Source organism: Brevundimonas sp. (genome assembly GCF_013912065.1).
In the GTDB taxonomy this organism is placed as follows: Bacteria; Pseudomonadota; Alphaproteobacteria; order Caulobacterales; family Caulobacteraceae; genus Brevundimonas.
Genome location: NZ_JACESA010000002.1, coordinates 39163 through 57341 on the forward strand (window position 1 = coordinate 39163; position 18179 = coordinate 57341).

The window sequence follows — 18179 nt, forward strand, 5'->3', positions numbered from 1 at the left end:
AGAGATCATGCGCCAGACCTTCGACGAAACCACCGATCCGTCCTTCGGGGCGAAACACCTGCCGCTGCTGCGCGCCCGGATGGCGGAACAGGGACTGGACGGCTTCCTGATCCCGCACGAGGACGAGCATCAGAACGAATATCTGCCGGACGCCAACGAGCGGCTGGCCTGGGCGACCGGCTTCACCGGCTCGGCCGGGGCGGCCGTGGTGTTCCAGGACCGGGCCAGCCTGTTCACGGACGGCCGCTATACGGTTCAGGTCAGGGCCCAGACCGATCCGGCCCTGTTCGAGCGCCGCGACCTGAACGACGTCGCCGCCTATCTGGAGAGCGCGCCCAAGGGGTCGGTGATCGGTTATGATCCGCGCCTGCACAGCCCCGACGCCCTGGTCGCCCTGAAACGTGCGGCGCAGAAGGTCGGGGCCGAACTGAAGCCGGTCGAGGTCAATCCGCTGGACCAGGCCTGGGGCGAGGCCCGTCCGGCCCAGCCGACCGCGCCGGTGGTTCCGCACCCCGACGCCTATTCCGGCGAACCTCATGCGGAGAAGCGGGCGCGGATCGCCAGGGCCGTGGCCGAGGCGGGGGCCGATGTCGTGCTGCTGACCGCGCCGTCGTCGATCGCCTGGCTGTTCAATGTGCGGGGCGGGGACGTGATCCGTTCGCCCCTGCCGATCGGCCAGGCCCTGCTGGCGACGGACGGGACGGCGCGGCTGTTCCTCGACCCGGCCAAGGTCACCAACGAGTTGCCCCAATGGCTGGGCGACGCGGTGCGGATCGAGGCGACCGAGCGTCTGGCCGAGGCTCTGGACGGTCTGGGCGGACAAAAGGTTATGGTCGATCCGGCGCTGTCGTCCGCCTGGTATTTCGACCGGCTGGAGCAGGCCGGAGCGACTGTGGTGCGGGCCATGGACCCGTGCGCCATTCCCCGCGCCGCCAAGAACGCGGTCGAGATCGAAGGCAGCCGCCGGGCGCACATCCGCGACGGCGCGGCTCTGGCGAGGTTCCTGCACTGGGTCGATACGACGGCGCAGCAGACCCTGCCGGACGAACGCGAGGTGGTCGAGACGCTGGAGCGGTTCCGCGAGGAGACCGGGGCGCTGAAGGACCTGAGTTTCGACACCATCGCCGGGGCCGGGCCGAACGGCGCCCTGCCGCATTACAAGCCGGTGGGCGCGACGATCCGGCGGATCGAGGCGGGCTCCCTGCTGCTGGTGGACGGCGGCGGCCAGTATCTGGACGGGACGACGGACGTGACCCGCACCATGGCGGTGGGTGAGCCCACGGCGGACCAGCGCCACAAGTTCACCCTGGTGCTGAAGGCGCACATCGCCATGGCGACCGTGCGGTTCCCCGAGGGGACCAGCGGCCTGCAACTGGATGCGGTGTGCCGCGCCCCGATGTGGGCGGCGGGACTGGATTACGACCACGGCACCGGCCACGGGGTCGGCTCGTATCTGGGCGTGCACGAGGGGCCGCAGCGGATCGCCAAATGGGGCACGTCCCAGCCGCTGCTGGAGGGTATGATCCTGTCCAACGAGCCCGGCTATTACCGCGAAGGCCATTGGGGCATCCGCATCGAGACCCTGCAGGTGGTGACGCCGGCCGTGGTCCCCGAAGGCGGCGAGCGGCCGATGCACGGGTTCGAGCAACTGACCTTCGCGCCGATCGACCGGCGGCTGATCGAGGCGGGCCTGCTGACGCCGAACGAGCGAACCTATGTCGACGCTTATCACGCCGAGACCCTGGCCAAGGTCGGACCTCTGGTCGAGGGCGACGTCTGGGCCTGGCTGGAGGGCGCCTGCGCGCCTCTCTGACCCTGATCTAGGATCAGTGGGCGGGCAGTCTGCGCCGCAGGTGGGTTATGGGAATCTTGAGATCGGCCAGGGCCGCCTTCGTCGCCTCATAGCCAGTGGTGACGGGCTCGTCATAGGCCTTCCAGTCACGGATGTCGGTCGCGCCGGGTTGGGGCAGGATCAGCACGTCGGCCTCGGCCCGCGACTGCGCCATTTCCGAATCCCCCGTAATGGTCGCCGATCGCATCAGAATGGAGACGATGGGCGGGCCGCTCTTCCAGGCGCCGCTGAGCGCCCATTTCCACCAGGACGGGGGGTTTTCCAGCGCCGTCGGATCGACGCCGCGCGTCTGAGACATGTCGACGCCGATCATGGGGCCGCTGTTCAACTGGCGCATTACGCTGGTGGGGAAGTTCTTCAGTACAGCCCCGTCGACCAGCACCTGGCCGTCGATGACCACGGGCGGCAGAACCCCCGGAATGGCGATCGAGGCGCGCATGGCGCGACGCATCAGGCCGGAGCGATGAACCTCGATCCGGCCCGAGGTCAGATTGGCCGAGACGGCGAAGAAGGGCAGGGCCAGGTCGGCCAGATCGACGTCGCCATAGGCCCGCTGCAGCAGGCCCGAGACCTTACGGGCGCGCGACATGGCGATGATGGGGAAGGCCAGGTCTGACAGGGGATCCGATTCGACGAAGGCGCGGCGGATCTCGAAATCCAGCCGTTCGTAGGACCAGCCCAGGGCCGGGCCGGCGGCGATGACGGCCCCCATGGACGAGCCGCCGACGAAGTCGATCGGCACCCGGGCTTCTTCCAGCGCCTTGATCGCCCCGATATGGCAATAGGCCCGCGCTGCGCCGCCCGACAGGACAAGGCTTATGGCCGTGCCGGTGATGACACGCGCCATCCGTTCCGTGTCGGCGGCGACCCCCGAGACGCAGTGGAACCAGCGGTCGGGCTTCAGGACGTCTAGCCAGACCCGGGTGTTGGCCGGCCGGTTCATGCGCGGATCGCGCAGCAGGATCAGGTCCGTCAGCCGGCGGCCGTCGCCGAACCCCATGCGACGGGGCAGGTCGGAGGGCGGGGCCAGGAGACCGCTGCCGACGATGAACAGCCGGTCGACCTGGCGTGCGCAGAGTTCGGCCCAGGCGGGCTGGTCCTGTTCGGCGACATAGAGGACATAGTCGTGATTGTCCTCGACCCGGCTGAACCATTCGGCGGCCGAACTCAGGGCCGACTGGTCGATGACCCGACAGGTGAAGCCCATGGCCTGGACGGCTGCGGCGATCCGTTCGACGAAGGCGCGGATCGGGCGGGGGCGGGCCGAGACGAAGCCGAAGACGCTGGGCTCGGCGGCCCCGCCGGCGCGTTCCCGCGCCCGGTGGATCATCAGCCGGGACAGTTCGACCATCAGGTCCGGTTCGGTGCGGGCGGCTTCGAAGAAGGCGTCGCGCGGCAGGGCCAGGATCTCGGTATCGCGCAGGGCGACGACGTCGGCGGTGTGGGCGGTGCCGGCCAGCATGGCCATTTCGCCGACCGGCTCGCCCGGACGGACCACGCCCAGCAGATGCGGAGGTTGATCCGGCTCGGTGTGGAAGACCCCCAGCCGGCCCGACCGGACCAGATAGAGGGTGTCGGACGGATCCCCCGTCGAGAACAGCCGCTCGCCGCCGGTCAGGGCGAACCAGCTGGCGCGATCGATCATCGGCCCCTCGAAGATGCGCGACAGGGCGGAGGCCAGGGTGTCAGGACGAAGCGAAGCCATGAGACGGTTGTAGGTGAGATTCCAGGCAGGGTGAATCGGTTTCGCCTTCGCCAACTCGCTCGAGGTTCTCCCGTTTCTGATAACCGTTATCAATTAGGGATTTGGGGCGTTTTGTCCATGCACCGGACATGGACAATCGCCGGAGTCCGGCGCAAAGAACGAGAGACGATCGCCATAAGCGAAAGAACGAATATCTTGTTCGACTATAAAGCCGCCTTTGAAAACTCGGTGGAACAGGTGCGCAGCGAAGGGCGGTATCGCGTCTTCGCCGACCTGAAGCGCGTGCAGGGCCGGTTCCCGCAGGCGGTGCGGCGTCGCGAGGACGGCTCCGAACAGGACGTCGTCATCTGGTGTTCGAACGACTACCTCGGCATGGGCCAGCATCCCGACGTGCTGAAGGCCATGCAGGACGAGATCGACGCGGTCGGCGCCGGCGCCGGCGGGACGCGCAACATCTCGGGCACCACGCGCTCGGCGGTCGATCTTGAGGCCGAACTGGCCGACTGGCATCATAAGGAAGCGGCGCTGCTGTTCACCTCGGGCTATGTGGGCAACGAGGCGACCCTGTCGACGCTGCAGAAGATCCTGCCCGGCCTGATCACCTTCTCCGACGCCCTGAACCACGCCTCGATGATCGCCGGCATCCGCCATGGCGGCGGCGAGCGGCATATCTTCCGTCATAACGACCTCGAGCATCTGGAGGCCCTGCTGGCCGCCGCCCCGGTCGGGGCGCCCAAGCTGATCGCCTTCGAGAGCGTCTATTCGATGGACGGCGACATCGCCGACCTGGCCGGGACCATAGCCCTGGCCAAGAAATACGGCGCCATGACCTATCTGGACGAGGTCCATGCCGTGGGCCTGTACGGCGAAACCGGCGCCGGCGTGGCCGAGCGCGACGGCGTGCTGGACCAGATCGACATCATCGAATGCACCCTGGGCAAGGCCATCGGGGTCATGGGCGGCTATATCGCCGCCGACGCCGTGATTATCGACGCGGTGCGCAGCTGGGCCGCGGGCTTCATCTTCACCACCTCCCTGCCGCCGGCCCTGACGGCGGGCGCCCTGGCCTCGGTGCGGCATCTGAAGACCCATCCCGAACTGCGTGAGCAGCATCAGGAACGGGCCGCCACGCTGAAGGCGCGCTTCGCCGCCGCTGGCATTCCGGTGATGGACTCAGAGAGCCATATCGTGCCGGTGCACGTCGGCGATCCGGTGCACTGCAAGATGATCTCGGACATGCTGCTGGACGAGTACGGCGTCTATGTTCAGCCGATCAACTATCCGACCGTGCCCAAGGGGACCGAGCGCCTGCGCTTTACCCCGTCGCCGAACCACACCGACGAGATGATGGATCATCTGGTCGATGCCATGGACCGGCTGTTCTCGCACTGCAACGTGGCCCGGCGACCGGTCGCGGCTTGAGCGAGGACGGCGACGCCTCCGATCTGGGCGAGGTGATCGTCGAGCGGGTCCGGAACGGACCCTATGTCAAATGCTCTGCCATCCATGTAGCCAGCGGCCGCGAGGTCAGCGCAATCGGGCCGGTGAACGAACCCAAGGCGGTGGAGCGGGTGGCGATTGCCAAGTTGAGGCGGGCGTTGGGGCTTTGATTTCTTTCGTCATTCCGGGCGAAGCGTAGCGGAGACCCGGAACCCAGCGGCGCCACTGGGTTCCGGGTCTTCGGGCTAAGGGGCCCTTCGCCCGGAATGACGAAAGGGTAGGGAAGACACAAGATATTGTGGATACGGCCGCCGCAGCCTAGATAGGCGGCCTTCTGACCTGCGGGGATTCCGACGTGACCGCCTTCACCCATGACGCCTATTTCACCAAGACCCTGGCCGACGCCGATCCGGACGTCTTCAAGGCCGTTCAGGGCGAACTGGGTCGCCAGAAGGAACAGATCGAACTGATCGCGTCCGAGAACATCGTCTCCCAGGCGGTGCTGGATGCGCAGGGCTCTGTTCTGACGAACAAATACGCCGAGGGCTATCCCGGTCGCCGCTACTATGGCGGCTGCGAATATGTCGATGTGACCGAGGATCTGGCGCGCGAACGGGCCAAGCAGCTGTTCGGCGCGGCCTTCGCCAACGTTCAGCCCCACTCGGGCGCCCAGGCCAACCAGGCGGTCTTCTTCACCCTGCTGCAGCCCGGCGATACGTTCCTGGGCATGGACCTGGCCTGCGGCGGGCACCTGACGCACGGTTCGCCGGCGAACCAGTCGGGCAAGTGGTTCCGGCCCGTGACCTACAAGGTGACGGAAGACACCCATCTGATCGACTATGACCACGTCGCCGAAATGGCGGAGCGCGAGAAGCCGAAACTGATTCTGGCCGGCGCCTCGGCCTATAGCCGCCACATCGACTTCAAGCGGTTCCGCGAGATCGCCGACAGTGTCGGCGCCTATCTGATGGTGGACATGGCCCACTACGCCGGTCTGGTCGCCGGCGGCGCCTATCCCGACCCGATCCCCCACGCCCACGTCGTCACCACCACGACGCACAAGACCCTGCGCGGTCCGCGCGGCGGCATGATCCTGTCCAACGACGCGGACCTGGGCAAGAAGATCAATTCGGCCGTCTTCCCCGGTCTGCAGGGCGGGCCGCTGGAGCATGTGATCGCGGCCAAGGCCGTGGCCTTCGGCGAGGCGTTGCAGCCCGAGTTCAAGCTGTATGCCCAACAGGTGGTCAGGAACGCCCAGGCCCTGGCCGGGGTGTTGGTCGAGCGGGGCCTGGCCATCGTCTCGGGCGGCACCGACAGCCACCTGATGCTGGTCGATCTGCGGCCCAAGGGCGTGACCGGCAAGGCGACCGAGCACGAGCTCGAAAAGGCGCTGATGACCTGCAACAAGAACGGCGTGCCGTTCGACACCGCGCCCTTCACCGTCACCTCGGGCGTCCGCCTGGGCACGCCGGCCGGCACGACGCGCGGCTTCGGCGAGGACGAGTTCAAGCAGATCGGCCACTGGATCGCCGACGTCGTCTCTTCGATGAACGGCGGCGACGAGGCCGATCCGGCCGTGGTCGCGGGCGTGGCGGCCCAGGTGCGCGAACTGACCCACCGCTTCCCCATCTACGGATGAAATGACCGATGAAGTGCCCCTTCTGCGGTCATCAGGACACCCAGGTTAAGGACAGCCGGCCGTCAGACGACGGCTCGGCCATCCGACGCCGTCGGTCCTGTCCGAACTGCAACGGGCGTTTCACCACGTTCGAACGGGTGCAACTGCGCGAGCTGGTCATCCTGAAGCGCAACGGTCGCCGCACGCCGTTCGAGCGGGACAAGCTGGAACGGTCGCTGGGCGTGGCCCTGCGTAAACGGCCGGTTCAGGCCGAACAGGTCGAGCAGATGGTCAACCGGATCGTGCGCCAGCTGGAAAGCCTGGGCGAGACCGAGATCCCGTCCAGCGTCGTCGGCGACTTCATCATGAAGGCGCTGAAGGGCGTCGATGAGGTGGCCTATGTCCGCTACGCCTCGGTCTACAAGGATTTCCGCCACACCGGCGACTTCGCCAAATTCCTAGGCGATGAAGGGTTCGACGACCCGTCCGGCAAGGCCTGATGCGCGTCACCCTGAAACTGGCGACGTCGCTTGACGGCCGCATCGCCACGGCGTCGGGCGAGAGCCAATGGATCACCGGCGAGGCGGCGCGGCTGGAAGGCCATAGGTTGCGGGCGGGCCACGACGCCATCCTGGTCGGGGTCGAGACCGTGCTTCACGACGATCCCGAACTGACCGCCCGCCTGCCGGGGCGCAGCGTGGATCAGCCGCTGCGGGTCGTGCTGGACAGCCGGTTGCGGACGCCGCCCACAGCCAAGGTCGCGGGCGAGAACAGCCTGATCCTCACCACCGTCGAGCCAGCCCCGGTCGGCGCCGCCGAAGTGATCCAGGTCGAGGCCGAGGACGGACGTCCGGCGATCCCGGCGGTGCTGACGGCGCTGAAGGCGGCGGGCGCGGGCTCGGTCCTGATCGAGGGCGGCGGCCAGGTGGCGGCCTCATTCCTGCGCGCCGGCGTGGTGGATCGTTTGGAATGGTTCCGCGCCCCGATCCTGCTGGGCGGGGAGGGACGGCCCTGCGTCGCGGCCCTGGCTCTTGCAAAGCTGTCCGACGCCCCCAAGTTCCGTCGCCTGGGTGTCGAGCCCGTCGGAGACGACCTGTGGGAGCGTTACGAGCGATCGTAAGCCCGCCGCCGAGCGCTTCCGCCGGCTGATTTCAGACTATTCAGACTGTCTTTTTTGGGTCCGGGAGGGACCGGAGCCGAAATGTTCACCGGAATCGTCACCGACATAGGCCGCGTTCGCGACGTCCGTGAAACCGAGCGGGACCGCCGCTATGAGATCGAGACGGTCTGGGACGTCGCCGGGATCGACCTGGGCGCCTCGATCAGTCATGCGGGCTGCTGCCTGACGGTGACCGAGAAGGGGCCGGACTGGTTCGCGGTCGAGGTGTCGAACGAGACCCTGTCCAAGACCACCCTGGGCGCCTGGAAGGCCGGCGACGGCGTCAATCTGGAGCGGGCGGCCAAACTGGGCGACGAGATGGGCGGCCATGTTGTTTCGGGCCATGTCGACGGTCTGGGACGCGTCGTGTCGATCACGCCGGAGGGCGGGTCGCACCGGGTCGAGGTCGAGGCGCCGGCGCCCCTGCACCGCTATATCGCCGCCAAGGGCTCCATCACCGTGGACGGCGTCTCCCTGACGGTGAACAGCGTCGAGGGTCAGGTGTTTTCGTTGAATATCATTCCGCATACGTGGGAAGTGACGACCCTGGGACGCCTGAAGGTCGGCGATCCGGTCAATCTCGAGATCGACATGCTGGCGCGATACCTCGCGCGGTGGCAGGAGACGGCATGATGCAGTTTGCAGCCAGTAATATGAACGACAGCCCGATCAGTCCCATCGAGGATATCCTGGAGGACGCCCGCAACGGGCGGCCCTATATCCTGGTGGACGCCGAGGACCGCGAGAACGAGGGGGACATCATCATCCCCGCCCAGTTCGCCACCCCCGAACAGATCAATTTCATGATCCGTCAGGCGCGCGGCCTGGTCTGTCTGGCCATGACGGCGGAGCGCGCGAACCAGCTGCGTCTGCCGCCGATGGCGGCGGACAATCGCGAGAGCATGAAGACCGCCTTCACAGTCTCGATCGAGGCCAAGGAAGGCGTCACGACCGGCATTTCGGCCGCTGACCGTTCGCGCACCATCCATGTGGCGACCGATGCGTCGAAGGGCATGGATGACATCGTCTCGCCCGGCCACATCTTCCCCCTGGTGGCGCGTGACGGCGGCGTGCTGGTCCGCGCCGGCCATACGGAGGCCGCGGTCGACATCAGCCGCATGGCGGGCCTGACCCCGGCCGGGGTGATCTGCGAGATCATCAAGGACGACGGCGAGATGGCGCGGATGCCCGATCTGGTCGCCTTCGCCCAGCTGCATGGGCTGAAAATCGGCACCATCGCCGACCTGATCGCCTATCGCCGCCGCACCGAACGGTTCGTCGAGCGGATCATGGATACGCCGTTCGAGAGCGTCCACGGCGGCCCCTTCCGCCTGATGCTGTACAAGAACACCATCGAGGGGGCGGAACACGTCGCCCTGGTTCACGGCCGGCCCGAGCCGGGCAAACCGACCCTGGTGCGGATGCATCAGGTGGACTTCGCCTGCGACCTGCTGGGCCATGTCGAGGCGCGCCAGGACTATGTGCCCAAGGCCCTGCAACAGATCACCGAGCATGACGGCCCCGGTGTGGTCGTCTTCCTGCGCGATCCGTCGCTGAATTCGCTGGCCGAGCGGCTGGCCGGCGTGGACAAGCCGGCGGCGAAGGACCGGTCGCTGCGCGCCTATGGCGTGGGGGCTCAGATCCTGCTGGACCTGGGCGTCAAGGACATGATCGTGATGAGTTCGACGCGACCCGAACCGACGGCGCTGGACGGCTACGGCCTGCGTATCGTCGGCTGGCGCGACATGGATGGAGAAGACAAGGCGTGAATGACGCACCCCGTATTCTGATCGTCGAGGCGCGCTTCTACGACGAGCTGGCCGACGCCTTGCTGGAAGGCGCCAAGGAGACGTTGAAGGCGCAGGGCGCCCAGTTCGACGTCGTCACCGTGCCCGGCGCCCTGGAAGTGCCGACGACGATCGCCCTGGCCGAGGAGTCCGGACGCTTCCCCACCGCGCCGCGCTATGACGGCTATGTCGCCCTGGGCTGCGTGATCCGTGGCGAGACCTATCATTTCGAGATCGTCTCGGACCAGTCGGCGGCCGGCCTGATGGCCCTGGGCGTCAAGGGCCTGATCATCGGCAACGGCATTCTGACGACCGAGGACGAGGAGCAGGCCTGGGCCCGGGCCCGGCTTTCGGAAGGGGATAAGGGGGGCGGCGCGGCCAAAGCCTGCCTCGACCTCATTGCATTGAAGAAGCGGTTGCGGCTAGGCCTCGGCGCATGACTGAACCGAACAGCGTCAAGGCCGTCCTCGAACAACTGGCCGAGGCGGAAAAACAACGGGCCGAGCCCAACCTCAGCTCCAAACAGCGGCGGGCCCGCACCGTGTCGCGTCTGGCGGCCGTCCAGGCTCTGTACCAGATGGAGCTGGCGGGCGAGGGCGTGGAGACGGTGATCACCGAGTTCTCCAACTTCCGCTTCGACGCCGATATCGAGGGCGAAGCCCTGGCCGAGGCTGACGAGGCCTATTTCGCCGACATCGTGCGCGGGGTGATCGAGAGCCAGCGCGATATCGACACGGCGATCAAGGCCCGTCTCGCTTCGAACTGGCGGCTGGAGCGGATCGACGCCACCCTGCGCGCCCTGCTGCGCTCGGGCGCCTGGGAGCTGATCAAACATCCCGAGACGCCGCGCGAAGTGGTGATCGACGAATATGTCGAACTGGCCAAGGCCTTCTTCGACGACGCCGAGGCGCGGTTCGTCAATGCGGCGCTGGACGGCGTGGCGAAAGACGCGCGAGCCTGATGCCCGCGCTCGACGTCGCGGGCGAGTTCGAGACGATCGAGAAGCTGCTGCGGCCTCTGGCCCATCCCGAATGGGGGCGGGGGCTTCAGGACGATGTGGCGGTGCTGCCGTCCCGCCCCGGCCATGACCTGGTCCTGACCAAGGACGCCATCGTAGAGGGCGTGCATTTTCTGCCCGACGATCCGCTGGATACGGTGGCGAAGAAGCTGCTGCGGGTGAATCTGTCGGACCTGGCGGCCAAGGGCGCCGAGCCGTTCGGTTATCTGCTGGCCTGCCATTGGTCGGAGCGGTGTGGGTGGCCTGAACGGGAGGCCTTCGCGGCGGGTCTGGCCGAGGATCAGGCCCTGTTCAACGTCTTCCTGCTGGGCGGGGACACGGTGAAGACGCCGGGGCCGGCGGCATTTTCCGTGACCGCCCTGGGCTGGGTTCCGGCGGGCGCGGCCGTGTCGCGCGCCGGCGCCCAGGTCGGGGATCTGGTCTTCGTCACCGGGACGATCGGCGACGGCATGCTGGGGCTGAAGGCTGCGCGGGGCGAGCTGCCGCTGGACGCCGAAAGACTGAAGGCCCTGGTCGATCACTATCGCATGCCCATGCCCCGGCTGGATTTCGCCGAGGTCGTGCGGACCCTGGGGACGGCCGCAGCCGACGTGTCCGACGGTCTGGTCGCCGACCTGGCCCATATCGCCAAGGCGAGCGGGGTCGGCGTGGCGCTGAACCTGAACGTCCTGCCCCTGTCGGCAGCCGCCCAGGCCTGGTTCGAGGACCGGGTCGATCCGCAGGCGGCGCTGGAGGCGCTGGCGACCGGGGGCGACGACTATCAGATCGCCTTCACCGCCCACCCGCGCCACGAGGAGACGCTGAGACGCGAGGCTGAGCGGCGGCTGCTTCGGCTGACCCGGATCGGCGCCGTGACGGCTGGCGCAGGGGTTGCGGCGACCTATGACGGTCAGGCGGTCGCATTGGAGCGCGACGGCTGGACCCACGGTTGAGCCGCTCTGGCGGCAACAGAATCCTAACCGGAACGGGCTAAGCGTACCGATCATGGATCGCAGAACCCTGATCACCGCCGGACCGGTCGCTATGGCGACTGTCGCCGCCGCCCCGGCCGTCGCCTCGTCAAGCAAGGCGCCCGAGACGGCGCCGGCGCTGGGGCTGCCGGGTCTCGGCCTGCCCGTGATCGCGGACGGCCGGCTGAGAAACTACGTCTTCGTATCGCTGAGGCTGCACATCGGCGGCGGCAAGAGCCTGGAAGAGATGAGGCTCAAGGAAGCCTTCTTCCGCGACGCCCTGGTCAGGGCCGCGCATCGCACGCCGTTCACCGTGGCCGGCGACTGGACCCGTCTGGACGAGGGCCGGATGTCCGCCGCGCTCGTCGCTGCGGCCAATTCCATCTCGGGACGGGGTTCGGTCACGCGGGTCGAGGTCTTGAACCAAAGTCCGCGTCGCCGCGGCGGCATGCTGGGTCGCTGAAGCCCGTTCCAGCGATCACGGTTGCGTCACCGGGACGCCCATGACACGCTCCGCCTGCAAATCCCAAGGGACGCACTGACGCGTCCGCCGCGTGCGGGGGGACCGGAAGGCGGACAGAGGCGATAACGCCCGCCCGCGCCAAGGCCTGCGCGCCTGTTTGCAAGGGCATGGAAACGCCAATGACGACTTTTCTTACGCTGGCTTTCGCCGCCGGTGTTCTGGCGGTGCTGTACGGCGCCGTCCAGACCGCCGTGCTGATGAAGGCGAGCACCGGCAATGACAAGATGCGAGAGATCGCGGCCGCCATCCAGGAAGGCGCCTCGGCCTATCTGAAACGGCAATATATGACGATTGGCCTGGTCGGGATCGTGATCCTGATCGCGGCCTATTTCCTGATCGGCGTCTATGCGGCGGTCGGCTTCCTGGTCGGGGCCGTGCTGTCGGGCGCCGCCGGTTACGCCGGCATGCTGATCTCGGTCCGGGCCAATGTGCGTACGGCGCAGGCCGCTTCGGAAAGCCTGTCCAAGGGACTGAACCTGGCCTTCCGGTCAGGAGCGATCACCGGGATGTTCGTGGCGGGCGGAGCCCTGATCGGGGTGTCCGGCTATTATATCGTGCTGACGCATCATATGGGCCTGGCTTCGACCAGTCGGGAGGTGATCGACGGGCTTGTGGCCCTGGGCTTCGGCGCCTCGCTGATCTCGATCTTCGCCCGTCTGGGCGGAGGCATCTTCACCAAGGGCGCCGACGTGGGCGGCGACATGGTGGGCAAGGTCGAGGCCGGAATTCCCGAAGACGATCCAAGGAACGCCGCGACAATCGCCGACAATGTGGGCGACAATGTCGGGGACTGCGCCGGCATGGCGGCCGACCTGTTCGAGACCTATGCGGTCACGACGGTGGCGACCATGGTCCTGGCGGCCATCTTCTTCCGGGGTCAGCCCTATGTGGATGTGATGATGGCGCTGCCGCTGGCGATCTGCGGGGTCTGTATCTTCACCTCGATCATCGGCAGCTTCTTCGTACGGCTGGGCAAAAGCCAGAACATCATGGGCGCCCTGTACCAGGGGCTGATCGTGACGGGCGTCCTGTCCATCGGCGCGGTCTGGTGGGTCATCGATCAGATGGTTACTGGTCCGATCGTCACCGCGAGCGGGCTGGAGATCCAGCCGATGGCGCTGTTCTGGTCCGGCATGGTCGGACTGGCGGTGACGGCGGCCATCGTGGTGGTGACCGAATACTACACCGGCTCCAACTTCCGGCCCGTACGGTCGGTGGCCAACGCCTCGGTGTCGGGCCACGGGACGAACGTCATCCAGGGGCTGGCTGTGTCGCTGGAGGCCACGGCGCTTCCCGCCCTGACCATCATCGTCGGCATCGTCGCCAGCTTCCAGCTGGCAGGCCTGTTCGGCATCGCCATCGCCACCACCACCATGCTGGGCGTGGCGGGGATGATCGTGGCCCTGGACGCCTTCGGGCCGGTCACGGACAACGCCGGAGGTATCGCCGAGATGGCGGGCCTGCCCAGCGAGGTGCGGCATTCGACCGATGCGCTGGACGCGGTGGGCAACACCACCAAGGCTGTGACCAAGGGCTACGCCATCGGTTCGGCCGGACTGGGGGCTCTGGTCCTGTTCGCCGCCTATACGTCGGACCTGCAGTATTTCTCGGCCAATCCAGGGGATTATCCCTTCTTCGCCGACATGGGGCCGATCGCCTTCGACCTGACCAATCCCTATGTGGTCGTCGGCCTGCTGTTCGGGGGACTGTTGCCCTTCCTGTTCGGCGGCATGTCGATGATGGCGGTGGGGCGGGCGGCCGAGGCCGTGGTGGCCGAGGTGCGCCGTCAGTTCCGCGAGAACCCCGGCATCATGACCTATCAGGTCAAGCCGGAGTACGGCCGAGCCGTCGATATCCTGACCAAGGCGGCGATTCGCGAGATGATCGTGCCGTCGCTGCTGCCGGTGCTGTCGCCTATCGTCCTCTTCGTCGCCGTCCTGGCGATTTCGGACAAGGCCAACGCCTTCGCCGCGCTGGGCGCCATGCTGATGGGGGTGATCGTCACCGGCCTGTTCGTCGCCATCTCGATGACCTCGGGCGGCGGCGCCTGGGACAACGCCAAGAAGGTGATCGAGGAAGGCTTCACCGACAAGAACGGCGTCGTCCACGGCAAGGGCTCCGAGGCTCACAAGGCGGCCGTGACCGGCGACACGGTGGGGGATCCCTACAAGGACACCTCAGGGCCGGCGGTGAACCCGATGATCAAGATCACCAATATCGTCGCCCTGCTGCTGCTGGCGGTGCTGGCGAGCGGCACTGTCGGCTAGGTAAACCAAGCCGATACGAAAACGCCCCGGAGAGCGATCTCCGGGGCGTTTCTGTCTTGGCGCGAGCGTCGGTTAGTCCGGACGACGCTGGCCGGGGGTGTCGTCCTCGGTGCGGGGCAGCTGGCCGCGGCCGACGTTGCCCAGCAGTTGCTCCAGCACCGTCAGGGCGCGGCCGCGGGTCGGGGTCTCGGTCCGGTTCATGGCGATCTGCTCGCCGTCGGCCAGGCCCAGGGTGCGGACGCCGGTCACCGTGTCGCCGTTCGGCTCGAAGGTGACTTCGGTGACGGTGCGGCTGGAGATGGTCGGCCGGTTGTAGGTGTATTTCTCGGTCGTCTGGCTGATGTAGTACCAGACTTGGTCCGGTTCGAAGGTCGAGGTGGTCGACGGAGAACCCAGGCGGGCCAGCACCGTCTCCTTGGTGTCGGTTCCGGCGACGATGTCCTGGGGCTTAGCGTCGATGGCCTGGAAGCCGTTGGAGCCGATCGTCGGCGCGCAGGCGGCGGACAGGGTCGCCAGGGAAACGGCGGCGAAAAGCGGGACGAAACGAGACATGATCGGGCGCCTGCGAGAGAACAAGGTCTTTGACCTAGACGGACACGCGTCCTAGTTCAACGGCGCGGCGGAAAAGGGGCCGCGGAAAACCATGCTGAAAAACCTGTTCAAACCCCGGCCCGGCGCCCGCATCGGCGACCACCTGTACGCCCTGGCGGTGGAACAGGCCCGCAATGTCGCCTTCTATACGCGCCTGGGCGTGGCCGACCGGATCGACGCCCGGTTCGAGCTCTACACCCTGCATGTCCTGCTGCTGGTGCTGCGGCTGCGCGACGAGAACACCGAACAGGGACGCGACGCGGGCCAGGCGCTGTTCGACGTCTATGTCTCGGCCCTGGATCATGCGCTGCGCGAGGAAGGCGTGGGCGACGTCTCGGTCGGCAAGAAGATGCGCAAGCTGGGCGAGGCCCTGTACGGGCGGATGAACGCCTATGAGACGCCGCTGCGCGACGCCGATACGGCGGCGCTGACGCAGGCGCTGGCGCGCAATGTCTATGCCGAACCCGAGGCTGAACAAGCCGAGGCTCTGGCGCGCTATGCGATCGCCGTGCGGGCTGGTCTGGCGGCGCAGAAATTCAACGAAGTGCTGGCGCGGCCGGCCTGGACGGAAATTTGAGACTATGAGCGTGAGCCTTCCCTACAGCGAGACGGTGCGGATCAACCAGATCGGGTCCGGTCTGACCCGGATGCTTGAGCCGGACGCGGAGACGCGCAAGCGAATCGCCCGCGCCCTGGACCTTCAGCGGCTGGAGGATTTCGTGATCGACATGGAGGTGAAGCCGACGCCCTCGACCAGCGAATGGACGCTGAAAGGGCGGGTGAAGGCCCATGCGGTCCAGACCTGCGGCCTGACGCTTGAGCCCCTGCCGGTCGATGTCGATCGTCGCTTCTCGATCCAGCTGGTCGAAGCCGCGCCGCAGGAGACCGACGAGATCGAGGTGACGCTTGACGAAGAGGACGCCGACCTGATCGAGGACGGCAAGATCGACCTGGGCCAGTACGCCGTCGAGCAACTGGCCCTGTCGCTGGATCCCTTCCCCCGCAAGCCCGGCGCGGAATTCGTGCAACCGGAAGAGCCCGCCGAGATTTCCCCCTTTGCCGCCCTGAAAGCCCTGAAGTCGCCAGAGGACGAAGGCTGAGGTTGACGTAGGGGCCGGGTGGTTGCATCCCCCCGGCTGGGCGCTATCGTCCAGCGCCCCTATATCAAGCGTCGCGCGACAAGACGGCGCGGCCACACGAGGTCCATTTGCCAGCCCCAGTTACGATCTCGCTTGACGCCATGGGCGGCGATCACGGGCCATCCGTCGTCGTGCCCGGCGTTCGCTCCTATATCCGCACGCACGGCGGGGAAGGCGTCCGCTTCCTGCTCCACGGCGACGAGGCCCAGATCAGGGCCGAACTGGCGCGGTGCGACCTGCCGGCCGACGCCGTCGAAATCCGCCATACCGACAAGGTCGTGGCCATGGACGAGAAGCCCGCCCAGGCCATGCGCCGGGGTAAGGGCTCCAGCCTGTGGAACGCCGTCGAGGCGGTGAAGACGGGCGAGGCCGGCGGCGTCGTCTCGGCCGGCAACACCGGCGCCCTGATGGCGATCTCCAAACTGATCCTGCGCATGTCCGCGCCGGGGCTGGAACGGCCGGCCATCGTCGCCAGCTGGCCGACCTTCAAGGGCCATACGGCGGTTCTGGACGTCGGCGCCAATATCGGCAGCGACGCCGAGCAGCTGGTGGAGTTCGCCATCATGGGCGAGGCCTTCCAGTCGGCGGTGCGCGGCATCGCCCGCCCGACCATCGGCCTGCTGAACGTCGGGTCCGAGGACATGAAGGGCAATGAACAGGTCAAGGAGGCGCACGCCATCCTGCGCGACGGCCCGTTCGACCTGAACTATCACGGCTTCGTCGAGGGCGACGACATCGCCAAGGGGACGGTGGACGTGGTCGTGACCGACGGCTTCACCGGCAATATCGCGCTGAAGACCGCCGAGGGCACGGCGCGCTATATTTCCGCCCTGCTGCGCGAGGCTTTGACCTCGAACCTGCAATCCAAGCTGGGCGCCGCCATCGCCATGCCCGCGCTGAAGAAGATGCGGCAGAAGATCGATCCCAGCACGATCAACGGCGGCCCGTTGCTGGGGCTGAACGGCATCGTGGTCAAGAGCCACGGCGGCGCCGACGCCACCGGCTTCGGCAACGCGGTCCGCATCGCCGTGGAACTGGCCCGCAGCGACTATATGACCAAGGTCGGCGCCAATCTGGGCAAGCTGGACGCCGTGTTCGACCATTCCAGCACGCCCGCCGCCCCCGTTGGAGAATCCCTTCAGTGAGCGTCACCCGCAGCGCCGTGACCGGTGTCGGTTCCTTCCTGCCGGAACAGATCGTCACCAACGCCGATCTGGCCAAGATCGTCGACACCTCGGACGAATGGATCCAGGAACGCACCGGCATCAAGCAGCGCCACAAGGCGCGCGACGACCAGCCCACCAGCGACCTTGCGCTGGAGGCCGCCAAGAAGGCCCTGGCCGACGCGGGCAGGACCGCGGCGGACGTCGACATGATCATCGTGGCCACGACCACGCCCGACATGACCTTCCCTGCGGTCGCCTCGATCGTTCAGCGTAAGCTGGGGGCGCCGGTCGGCGTCGCCTTCGACGTCCAGGCCGTCTGCTCGGGCTTCGTCTATGCGCTGAGCGTCGCCGACGGCTTTGTCGCGCGCGGCCTGTCCAAATGCGCCCTGGTGATCGGGGCGGAGGAGATGACGCGGCTGATGGACTGGACCGACCGGACCACCTGCGTCCTGTTCGGCGACGGGGCCGGGGCCGTGGTGCTGGAGCCGCGTGAAGGGCAGGGCACGTCCGCCGACCAGGGCATGCTGGGCTTCGCCCTGCGCGCCGACGGGTCCAAGACCGATCTGCTCTATGTGGACGGCGGACCGGCCTCGACCGGGACCGTCGGTCATCTGCGAATGGCCGGCAATCAGGTCTTCCGCCACGCCGTGGTCAATATCGCCGAAGGCATCACCGCCGCCTGCGCCGCGGCGAATATCGAGATCGCCGACGTCGACTGGTTCGTGCCCCATCAGGCCAATCAGCGGATCATCAAGGGGGTCGGCGACCGCCTGGGTCTGGACGAGGACAAGGTCATCTCGACCGTGGCCATGCACGCCAATACTTCGGCCGCCTCGATCCCTCTGGCGCTGGACGCCGCGATCCAGGACGGGCGCATCAAGAAGGGCGACATGGTCCTGCTGGAGGCCATGGGCGGCGGCCTGACCTGGGGCGCCTGCGCCCTGAGACTCTAAGTCAGGCCATA

19 protein-coding genes are annotated in these 18179 nt (G+C 67.3%); 17 read left to right on the forward strand and 2 right to left on the reverse strand.

What is annotated here, in order from left to right:
• Positions 1 to 7 precede the first annotated feature (7 nt).
• On the forward strand, positions 8 to 1813 hold the full coding sequence (locus tag H2037_RS02035) for an aminopeptidase P family protein (protein ID WP_292117080.1): 1806 nt from the start codon (positions 8 to 10) through the stop codon (positions 1811 to 1813).
• 13 nt (positions 1814 to 1826) lie between these two features.
• On the opposite strand, the gene H2037_RS02040 is transcribed toward H2037_RS02035, so the two are convergent.
• Positions 1827 to 3557, reverse strand: a complete 1731-nt coding sequence (locus H2037_RS02040) for a patatin-like phospholipase family protein (RefSeq protein ID WP_292117083.1) — start codon at positions 3555 to 3557, stop codon at positions 1827 to 1829.
• Positions 3558 to 3752: 195 nt separating this feature from the next.
• On the opposite strand from H2037_RS02040, the gene hemA reads away from it, so the two are divergent.
• From hemA to H2037_RS02100, 12 genes are all read left to right on the forward strand, one after another.
• Positions 3753 to 4979 (forward strand): 5-aminolevulinate synthase, encoded by a 1227-nt coding sequence (gene hemA / locus H2037_RS02045; RefSeq protein WP_292117084.1) that lies wholly within the window; start codon positions 3753 to 3755, stop codon positions 4977 to 4979.
• Positions 4976 to 5167, forward strand: a complete 192-nt coding sequence (locus tag H2037_RS02050) for a hypothetical protein (RefSeq protein ID WP_292117085.1) — start codon at positions 4976 to 4978, stop codon at positions 5165 to 5167. The genes hemA and H2037_RS02050 overlap by 4 nt, the downstream gene beginning before the upstream one ends.
• A 185-nt stretch (positions 5168 to 5352) precedes the next feature.
• Entirely contained in the window at positions 5353 to 6636 is a 1284-nt protein-coding gene (gene glyA / locus H2037_RS02055) for a serine hydroxymethyltransferase (protein ID WP_292117086.1), read from the forward strand.
• Positions 6637 to 6644: 8 nt separating this feature from the next.
• Positions 6645 to 7115, forward strand: a complete 471-nt coding sequence (gene nrdR / locus H2037_RS02060) for a transcriptional regulator NrdR (protein WP_292117089.1) — start codon at positions 6645 to 6647, stop codon at positions 7113 to 7115.
• Positions 7115 to 7735, forward strand: coding sequence for a RibD family protein (locus H2037_RS02065; protein ID WP_292117091.1), 621 nt, complete (start codon positions 7115 to 7117; stop codon positions 7733 to 7735). Before nrdR ends, H2037_RS02065 begins: the two co-directional genes overlap by 1 nt.
• Before the next feature lie 81 nt (positions 7736 to 7816).
• Positions 7817 to 8407 carry a riboflavin synthase gene (locus H2037_RS02070; RefSeq protein ID WP_292117094.1) on the forward strand — a complete coding sequence of 197 codons (591 nt, stop codon included), beginning with the start codon at positions 7817 to 7819 and terminating at the stop codon, positions 8405 to 8407.
• A complete protein-coding gene (gene ribB / locus H2037_RS02075) occupies positions 8404 to 9543 on the forward strand; it encodes a 3,4-dihydroxy-2-butanone-4-phosphate synthase (RefSeq protein ID WP_292117098.1) in 1140 nt (379 codons plus the stop codon). The genes H2037_RS02070 and ribB overlap by 4 nt, the downstream gene beginning before the upstream one ends.
• Complete coding sequence (gene ribH, locus H2037_RS02080) at positions 9540 to 10001, forward strand: 6,7-dimethyl-8-ribityllumazine synthase (protein WP_292117101.1); 462 nt, start codon at positions 9540 to 9542, stop codon at positions 9999 to 10001. Before ribB ends, ribH begins: the two co-directional genes overlap by 4 nt.
• Positions 9998 to 10522, forward strand: coding sequence for a transcription antitermination factor NusB (gene nusB / locus H2037_RS02085; protein WP_292117104.1), 525 nt, complete (start codon positions 9998 to 10000; stop codon positions 10520 to 10522). Before ribH ends, nusB begins: the two co-directional genes overlap by 4 nt.
• Positions 10522 to 11511 carry a thiamine-phosphate kinase gene (gene thiL, locus H2037_RS02090; protein ID WP_292117107.1) on the forward strand — a complete coding sequence of 330 codons (990 nt, stop codon included), beginning with the start codon at positions 10522 to 10524 and terminating at the stop codon, positions 11509 to 11511. The genes nusB and thiL overlap by 1 nt, the downstream gene beginning before the upstream one ends.
• Before the next feature lie 52 nt (positions 11512 to 11563).
• Positions 11564 to 11992: a hypothetical protein gene (locus tag H2037_RS02095; protein WP_292117110.1), complete on the forward strand. Its 429-nt coding sequence runs from the start codon at positions 11564 to 11566 to the stop codon at positions 11990 to 11992.
• Positions 11993 to 12171: 179 nt separating this feature from the next.
• On the forward strand, positions 12172 to 14319 hold the full coding sequence (locus H2037_RS02100) for a sodium-translocating pyrophosphatase (RefSeq protein WP_292117112.1): 2148 nt from the start codon (positions 12172 to 12174) through the stop codon (positions 14317 to 14319).
• A 72-nt stretch (positions 14320 to 14391) separates the two neighbouring features.
• On the opposite strand, the gene bamE is transcribed toward H2037_RS02100, so the two are convergent.
• Complete coding sequence (gene bamE / locus H2037_RS02105) at positions 14392 to 14871, reverse strand: outer membrane protein assembly factor BamE (protein WP_292117115.1); 480 nt, start codon at positions 14869 to 14871, stop codon at positions 14392 to 14394.
• A gap of 91 nt (positions 14872 to 14962) precedes the next feature.
• Here bamE and H2037_RS02110 point away from each other — a divergent pair, with 91 nt between their 5' ends.
• The 4 genes from H2037_RS02110 to H2037_RS02125 all read left to right on the forward strand — a co-directional run bounded on the left by H2037_RS02110 (position 14963) and on the right by H2037_RS02125 (position 18168).
• Entirely contained in the window at positions 14963 to 15487 is a 525-nt protein-coding gene (locus tag H2037_RS02110) for a ubiquinol-cytochrome C chaperone family protein (protein ID WP_292117119.1), read from the forward strand.
• 4 nt (positions 15488 to 15491) lie between these two features.
• On the forward strand, positions 15492 to 16010 hold the full coding sequence (locus H2037_RS02115) for a DUF177 domain-containing protein (RefSeq protein ID WP_292117124.1): 519 nt from the start codon (positions 15492 to 15494) through the stop codon (positions 16008 to 16010).
• 107 nt (positions 16011 to 16117) lie between these two features.
• Positions 16118 to 17194: a phosphate acyltransferase PlsX gene (gene plsX / locus H2037_RS02120; RefSeq protein ID WP_292117126.1), complete on the forward strand. Its 1077-nt coding sequence runs from the start codon at positions 16118 to 16120 to the stop codon at positions 17192 to 17194.
• The gene (locus H2037_RS02125) at positions 17191 to 18168 is read left to right on the forward strand and encodes a beta-ketoacyl-ACP synthase III (RefSeq protein ID WP_292117129.1); all 978 of its coding nucleotides are present in this window, start codon (positions 17191 to 17193) and stop codon (positions 18166 to 18168) included. Before plsX ends, H2037_RS02125 begins: the two co-directional genes overlap by 4 nt.
• Positions 18169 to 18179: the final 11 nt, after the last annotated feature.

Coding starts and splice junctions, on each gene's coding strand:
- ribB (WP_292117098.1), top strand. CDS start 8,404: ATGATGCAGTTTGCAGCCAGTAATATGAACGACAGCCCGATCAGTCCC.
- H2037_RS02110 (WP_292117119.1), top strand. CDS start 14,963: ATGCTGAAAAACCTGTTCAAACCCCGGCCCGGCGCCCGCATCGGCGAC.
- thiL (WP_292117107.1), top strand. CDS start 10,522: ATGCCCGCGCTCGACGTCGCGGGCGAGTTCGAGACGATCGAGAAGCTG.
- H2037_RS02065 (WP_292117091.1), top strand. CDS start 7,115: ATGCGCGTCACCCTGAAACTGGCGACGTCGCTTGACGGCCGCATCGCC.
- H2037_RS02040 (WP_292117083.1), bottom strand. CDS start 3,557: ATGGCTTCGCTTCGTCCTGACACCCTGGCCTCCGCCCTGTCGCGCATC.
- H2037_RS02095 (WP_292117110.1), top strand. CDS start 11,564: ATGGATCGCAGAACCCTGATCACCGCCGGACCGGTCGCTATGGCGACT.
- H2037_RS02100 (WP_292117112.1), top strand. CDS start 12,172: ATGACGACTTTTCTTACGCTGGCTTTCGCCGCCGGTGTTCTGGCGGTG.
- H2037_RS02035 (WP_292117080.1), top strand. CDS start 8: ATGCGCCAGACCTTCGACGAAACCACCGATCCGTCCTTCGGGGCGAAA.
- nusB (WP_292117104.1), top strand. CDS start 9,998: ATGACTGAACCGAACAGCGTCAAGGCCGTCCTCGAACAACTGGCCGAG.
- H2037_RS02070 (WP_292117094.1), top strand. CDS start 7,817: ATGTTCACCGGAATCGTCACCGACATAGGCCGCGTTCGCGACGTCCGT.
- bamE (WP_292117115.1), bottom strand. CDS start 14,871: ATGTCTCGTTTCGTCCCGCTTTTCGCCGCCGTTTCCCTGGCGACCCTG.
- H2037_RS02115 (WP_292117124.1), top strand. CDS start 15,492: ATGAGCGTGAGCCTTCCCTACAGCGAGACGGTGCGGATCAACCAGATC.
- nrdR (WP_292117089.1), top strand. CDS start 6,645: ATGAAGTGCCCCTTCTGCGGTCATCAGGACACCCAGGTTAAGGACAGC.